The 5,610-nt window shown below is 70.0% G+C and carries 6 protein-coding genes; 2 read left to right on the top strand and 4 right to left on the bottom strand.

The features are described 5' to 3' along the window. The first annotated feature begins 343 nt into the window (after window positions 1–343). A complete protein-coding gene (locus ACY0I8_RS15840; protein ID WP_461395515.1) occupies window positions 344–694 on the top strand; it encodes a PilZ domain-containing protein in 351 nt (116 codons plus the stop codon). Here the strand turns inward: ACY0I8_RS15840 and ACY0I8_RS15835 are convergent. Further along, complete coding sequence (locus ACY0I8_RS15835; protein ID WP_461395514.1) at window positions 661–2,211, bottom strand: sensor histidine kinase; 1,551 nt, start codon at window positions 2,209–2,211, stop codon at window positions 661–663. The two genes, ACY0I8_RS15840 and ACY0I8_RS15835, sit on opposite strands and share 34 nt — an antisense overlap. Then, on the bottom strand, window positions 2,181–2,675 hold the full coding sequence (gene relB / locus ACY0I8_RS15830; RefSeq protein WP_461395513.1) for a type II toxin-antitoxin system RelB family antitoxin: 495 nt from the start codon (window positions 2,673–2,675) through the stop codon (window positions 2,181–2,183). The genes ACY0I8_RS15835 and relB overlap by 31 nt, the downstream gene beginning before the upstream one ends. A 447-nt stretch (window positions 2,676–3,122) precedes the next feature. On the opposite strand from relB, the gene ACY0I8_RS15825 reads away from it, so the two are divergent. Next, the gene (locus ACY0I8_RS15825; RefSeq protein ID WP_461395512.1) at window positions 3,123–4,013 is read left to right on the top strand and encodes a PEP-CTERM sorting domain-containing protein; all 891 of its coding nucleotides are present in this window, start codon (window positions 3,123–3,125) and stop codon (window positions 4,011–4,013) included. A 10-nt stretch (window positions 4,014–4,023) separates the two neighbouring features. On the opposite strand, the gene ACY0I8_RS15820 is transcribed toward ACY0I8_RS15825, so the two are convergent. Together ACY0I8_RS15820 and ACY0I8_RS15815 are read right to left on the bottom strand one after the other, a co-directional pair. Continuing rightward, window positions 4,024–5,247, bottom strand: a complete 1,224-nt coding sequence (locus ACY0I8_RS15820; RefSeq protein ID WP_461395511.1) for a VanZ family protein — start codon at window positions 5,245–5,247, stop codon at window positions 4,024–4,026. A 2-nt stretch (window positions 5,248–5,249) separates the two neighbouring features. After that, window positions 5,250–5,610 (bottom strand): glycosyltransferase (locus ACY0I8_RS15815; RefSeq protein WP_461395510.1); only part of this gene is annotated, 361 nt, incomplete at its 5' end.

Below are 5,610 nucleotides of genomic sequence, written 5' to 3'. Positions count from 1 at the left end.
GACGCTGGGACGTGCGAACGTGCGGACGAAACGTCCTACCGTCCTAACGTCCTAGCGTCCCAACGTCCTACCGTCCCAACGCCCCCGGCACTCCCTTTGCATCCCCGCCCGAGGGGTGCCGGCCCTTTCCGGCGCGTCCCCCGTCTTCAGGGGAGGGTTCTTCGGCCCCCGTGGGGGCCCCCAGGTGCCAAGATTCCGACCACGCCGGGCGGCGACGCTGGAATCATCAAAGTTTCTGGGACCCCGCGTCCGAACGTCCCAGCGTCCTAACGTCCCAACGTCCTAACGTCCCAGCGTCCGAACGTCCGAACGTCCCAACGTGAAACCACACGGAAGGGGCGCCATGGTCATCAGCCGGCTTCCCGAATGGATCAACGAGGCCCGAAAGACACCGCGGTGGCGCGACGTGCGCACCGTGGGGGCCCGGGCCGAGACCGGCGAGAACCTGGGCAAGACCCTCGACGTCTCCTTGGGGGGCGCCGGATTGCGGTTTGCCCAAGCCCCCGTGCCCCGGCCCGGGGAGGTGTGGCGGTTCGACATCGTGTTCGAGCGGGAGGTCCGGACGTTCGCCGGCCGGGTGGTGTACGCGCGGCCCGACGGCCGCGTGGGGGTGCGGTGGGTGAACCTCTCCCCCCGGGACCGAGCGTTCCTCGCCCGGCGCTACGCCTCGGGCGCCCGGGGCAGGGTCACGTAGAACCGGCTCCCCTCCTCCCCCGGCTCCACCCACACCCGGCCGCCGTACCCGGTCACGATCCGGTGGACCAGGGCGAGCCCCAACCCCGTCCCGCCGCCCGGGCCCTTCTCGAAAAGTCCGAAGATCCGCTCCCGGTCCTCCGGGGCGACTCCCCGGCCGTTGTCGGCCACCGAGATCACGTGGAACCCCCGGTCCTCCCCCTCGCCCGCGACCTCGATCTCGGGCGGCACCCCGGGCTGGGCGTACCGGATCGCGTTTTCGAACAGGTTCCGGAACACCCGCCCCACCTCCACCGGCCGGCCCCAGACCCGCTCGGGGAGCCCCCGGTAGCGGATCGCCGCCCCGCTCCGGACGATCGGATCGGCCAGTTCCGCCTCCACGGTGCGAAGGAGCGGCTCCAACACCACCGGCCCCAGGGGCGAGCCCTCCCGTCCCAGGGCGGCGTACTCGAGCATCCCCTCGGCGAGCCGCCGGAGCCCCTCGGCCGAACGCCGCAACACGGCCACCATCTCCCGGAGCTTCTCGGGGGTTTCCTTGTCGAGGCGCTCGTCCAGGAGCTGGCCGTAGCCCAAGACGGCCGTAAGCGGGGTGCGAAGGTCGTGGCCCAGCACCCGCAGCAGGTGGTCCACCCGCTCCCGGATCTCCTGCTCCCGCCGGGCCCGGGCGGTGGCGTTGTGGACCTGCACCAGCACGGCGGGCACCCCCTCGTGGAGCATGGCTTGGAACCCCAGGTCCAGCACCAGGGGCCGGCCCTGGGGCCCCCGGGCCTCCACCTCCACTCGGGGCAGCACCCGGGGCCGCTCCGCCAGCTCGTCCAGGGCCTTCAACATGGCCTTCCGGGAGCCCGGCTCCAGGAGTTCCACGAGCCGCAGCCCCTCGGCCGCGGCCGGCGAAAGGCCGAAGAGTTCCCGGAACGAGGGGTTCGCGTACACGATCTCACCGTCCCGCAGAAGCGCGATCCCGTCCAGGGCGCCCTCGAGGAGCGACTGGTAGAGTTCCCGGAGCATCTCGGGCGCGCCGGGCCCGCACCAGGGCCGGGCCCACACCGAGGCCCACCGGGCCACCCCTTCCGCCCAGGCCACCTGCTCCGGGCCGGGCGGCTCCGGATGTCGGCTCGCCAGCACGAGCATGCCCCGCCGCGCGGCGAGAGCGAGCGGCACCCCGAGTTCCCAGCGCTTGCCCTCCCCCCGGAAGAGCCGTGACACCGGAAGTTCCGGCGCATCGTTCTCGGGGTCGTGGCGCACCACCGGCCGGCCGTCGGTCACCACCGGGGCCAGGGGGTGGCCGGCCAGGCCGAAGGTGTACCCGGCCATCTCCTCCTCGGGCCGCTCGGCCCACGAGGCGGCCACCCAGTACCGGTCGGGGTCGCGTAACGGCAGGACCAGGGAGAGCCGGTAGAACAAGAGCCGCTCGGCCAAGGCCCAGGCCAGGGCCTCCACCCCCTCCTCCAGGGTGGACGCCTCCGCAAGCCGGCGCGACAGGCGCTCTACGGTCTCCGACGCTTCGGTAAACTCCATGGGATCTCCGGCCGATCCGGTGCCAGCGGGAAACGCGAGGGGGGCGGGACGAACCGTTCCAGAATACCCGCGCCGCCCCACCCCGCAACAGATCGGCCGGTGGGGGGGAGAAGTTTATCGGAACGTGCGGACGCTGGGATGTGCGGACGTGCGGACGGACAATCGTGCGGACGTTGGGACGCGCGGACGGCGGGAACCGTCGCGGGTCGTTGGTCGTTGGTCTGCGTGTCAGGCACCCAGTAATCGTCCAACCCAGCCCAGAATTCCTCGTGCGACACGATCACGTCCTTTCCGGCCCGAAGGTCTTCCAGGCGCTTCTCCCCCTGGTACACGTCCTCGAGATCGTCGAGATAGCGCTTCAGCGCCTCGCGCACGTAAAACCCCTTGGGCCGGGCCGTGGCCTCCGCCAACCGGTTCAGCCGTGCCAGCAGGTCGTCCGGGAGCCTCAGCGAGAGCATTCCCATGGTTTTCCCTCCCTGTCGTCTTGGGGAAATGCAGGGAAGTTACGTGTATTACAGCCGCCCTGCAATCGGTCGCGGGGTCGCGTGCGGACGCGCGGACGGAACGCCCTACCGTCCTACCGTCCTACCGTCCCAGCCTTTTTTCCCCACAGATCCACACAGATGGACCCAGATCTGAGTGGGGCCACCCGGAGGGCGAATGGAACTCGGACGCGATCTGTCGCCTTAGGCGCCCGACGGCCCGGATGGGAAACAAACTCCCACAAAAGGGTAAGCCGGGCCACACGCGGATGCGGGCGCACCGAAAGAACGCGACGGAATTTGGCATAATCGCCGGCACCATCGCCCTTTCTTCTCAGTTTCATCCAAGCACGATTCTTGCAAAGGACCGTGAGCGTTAGTACCCCTTTTGGTTCAAGAGGCACACGTCCGCAAGAGGAGAACCCCCTGATGAAACGCCTATTTCCCTCCCCCCGCGAGCGATACGTCCTCGTGCTGGCGGCGCTGGCCCTCGGCGTCCTGGAGCAACCGGCTCATTCCCTTACCTTCACCGTGGCAGGGCAGACGTTCGACACCGCCAACGCGGTGACGAACGTGACCGCGCCGCAAGGCGACCCGGCCCACGACTCTGGCGCCAGCCTGAAGTTCCCCGTGGACAATACGGTGGGAAAGCTTTTTAACGATTCAAACCCGGCCCAGAGTTCCCTCACGCTCGGGGGGCAAGGAACCCGGGACATCATTCAGCTGACTTGGGGCGGCAAATTGCTCCCCAACGCGGACGGCTTCGACCTCGCCGTCTACGAACAGGCGACGAGTGAAGCCTTTGCGATCCGTGTTCGCCCGTATGACGTTCTCGGTCAGACGACGCTCGACTGGACGGACTGGTTCTACACCCCCTACGGCGCCGACGATTTCGGCGCCGACGCCACCATCACCCTCTTCGAGTTCGATGAACTCGGCTTGGGCGCCATGGCCTGGATCGACGCCGTCCAGATCGCCAACCTCTTGCCCGGTGACCGGATCTTGACCCCGGGGCTGGGCGCGCCCGAGGGCTTCGACGACTTCCCGGCGGACGGCAGCCTTGGCCGCGGGTGGGTGGAGTTCGGTGGAGCCTCGGGCGGTCCCCAACCCGCCCGCTGGAGCACAAGCAGCGACCAGTGGAAGGCCTTCGAGGACGGGAAATACGACCCCGACATCGTGTACGTCGTCGGGCTGCATGACGTGAAGACGGTCGCAGAAGCTCAGGTTATCGTAAACCCGGAACCCGGCACCCTCCTTCTCCTCGGCACGGGGCTCGCCGGGATCGCGGCCCGCCTGCGCCGGCGCAACCCCGGGGCCTAGTCGCCCGAGTTCACGAACCCTTCCGACGGGGCCCGGAGAGGGCCCCGTTTTTTCGGGCCACGACCCAAGCCAAGTGCCACGCCAGCAGGGCCACGAGGGCGTCCGTGGCATCCGGCACCCGTCCGGGGATCCACTGCTGGGCCACCTCGACCGCCAACGCCAGTGCCACGATCCCGAGCCCGCCCGAAATCTGCTTGCTCGAGCCCCCTCCGCCGAAGGCCGCGAGCCACCCGAGGGCGTAATAAGGCCACGCCCCGGCGGCGAGGTCCACCAGCCCTCCCAGGGAGGTCATCTGGGCCCGGAACGGCACCCACTCGATCCCGTGGAACCCGCTGGGCGGGGGCGTTCCCGGCCGAAGGCCGGCGACCAAGACGAACCCCACCAAGGTGGCGCCGGTCAACAGGGGCCCGGGTCGCCTCTGCGACAGCCTCCAGGCGGCTAGCCAGCCGACGGCGGCGCCTGCCAGGGCCTCCGCCGAGAGTTGCCGGCCCACCACGGGCACCTTGCCGAGCAGCACCCCCGCCACACCCGCCCCCAACCACAGCATGGCCCGGCGCCCGCGGGCCACCGAGGCCCAGATCAGCCCGATCGCCAGCACGGCAAGGGCGTACTCCGCAGCGTGCCCCACGTGGAATCCCACCGGGTCCCGGAGCGTGTAATACAGCGGCCGGAGCCCATGCTTGAGATCGCCCACGTCGATGGACGGCGCAAACGGGAAGAGTTGCCCTCCGGCCCAGAGCCCCAACGCCACCAGCGCCCCGTCGCCCCGCGGCCCGGGCTCGACCCGTTCGTTTCGAAACCGGCGGGCCCACCGCCCCAGCGCCCCCGGGGCCCGGCCGTCCCCGCAAAACTGCACGGCGAGGCCCGCCCCCACAACCGAGCCAAACACGTTCAGCACAAGATCGCCGACCGACGAAACTCTGGCGGGGAGAAAGGTCTGCAGGAACTCCAGCCCCAGGCTCCAAAGCCCACCCAAGGCGCCGGCGGCCAACACGGCTTCCCCGCTTCCGGCCCCCCGCCGAAGCCGCATCACCGCGATGCCCCAACCCAAGGGCACGTACACCAGGGCGTTCGTGAGGAGATCACTTCGGGATAGGTGCGTCGGTAACGCGAGAAAGGATCGCGCCCACTCGTCCCACGCCGGAAACCGCCATCCCACAAGGGGAAAGAGCGTGCCGTAGGCCACAAGAACGGCATACGCGAAAACCCACGCGCCAAGCCCCCGTCTAGCCACGGCTACCTCGCCCCACCACCGACTGCCTTACGCCGTGCGACCCGCCTCCACACGGCCTCATAGCCCTCCACCATGGCCGGGATGGAGAACCGCTCCAGGGCCCGGGTGCGGGCGGCGGCGCCTTCGGCGGCGCGGCGTTCCGGGGCGGCCGCGTAGGCCTCGAGGGCGCGGGCGAGCGCCGCGGGGTCGCCGGGGGGAACCAGGGTGCCGGTTACGCCCGACTCCACGAGTTCGGGGTTTCCGCCCACGGCGGTGGCGAGCACCGGAAGCCCCGTGGCCATGGCCTCGAGGATCGTGTTGGAGATGCCCTCGTTTCGCGAGGGGAGCACGAAAAGGTCCAGGGCCCGGAGGATCTCGGGCACG

The sequence above is a fragment of the Deferrisoma sp. genome (assembly GCF_054681715.1).
The sequence above is the reverse complement of the archived record's forward strand: the minus strand, read 5'-3'. Positions and strand labels throughout refer to the sequence as shown.

What these genes read in the sequence shown, in the direction of transcription:
- ACY0I8_RS15835 (WP_461395514.1), bottom strand. Translation starts at nt 2,211, where the DNA reads ATGGAGTTTACCGAAGCGTCGGAGACCGTAGAGCGCCTGTCGCGCCGG.
- ACY0I8_RS15840 (WP_461395515.1), top strand. Translation starts at nt 344, where the DNA reads ATGGTCATCAGCCGGCTTCCCGAATGGATCAACGAGGCCCGAAAGACA.
- ACY0I8_RS15825 (WP_461395512.1), top strand. Translation starts at nt 3,123, where the DNA reads ATGAAACGCCTATTTCCCTCCCCCCGCGAGCGATACGTCCTCGTGCTG.
- relB (WP_461395513.1), bottom strand. Translation starts at nt 2,675, where the DNA reads ATGGGAATGCTCTCGCTGAGGCTCCCGGACGACCTGCTGGCACGGCTG.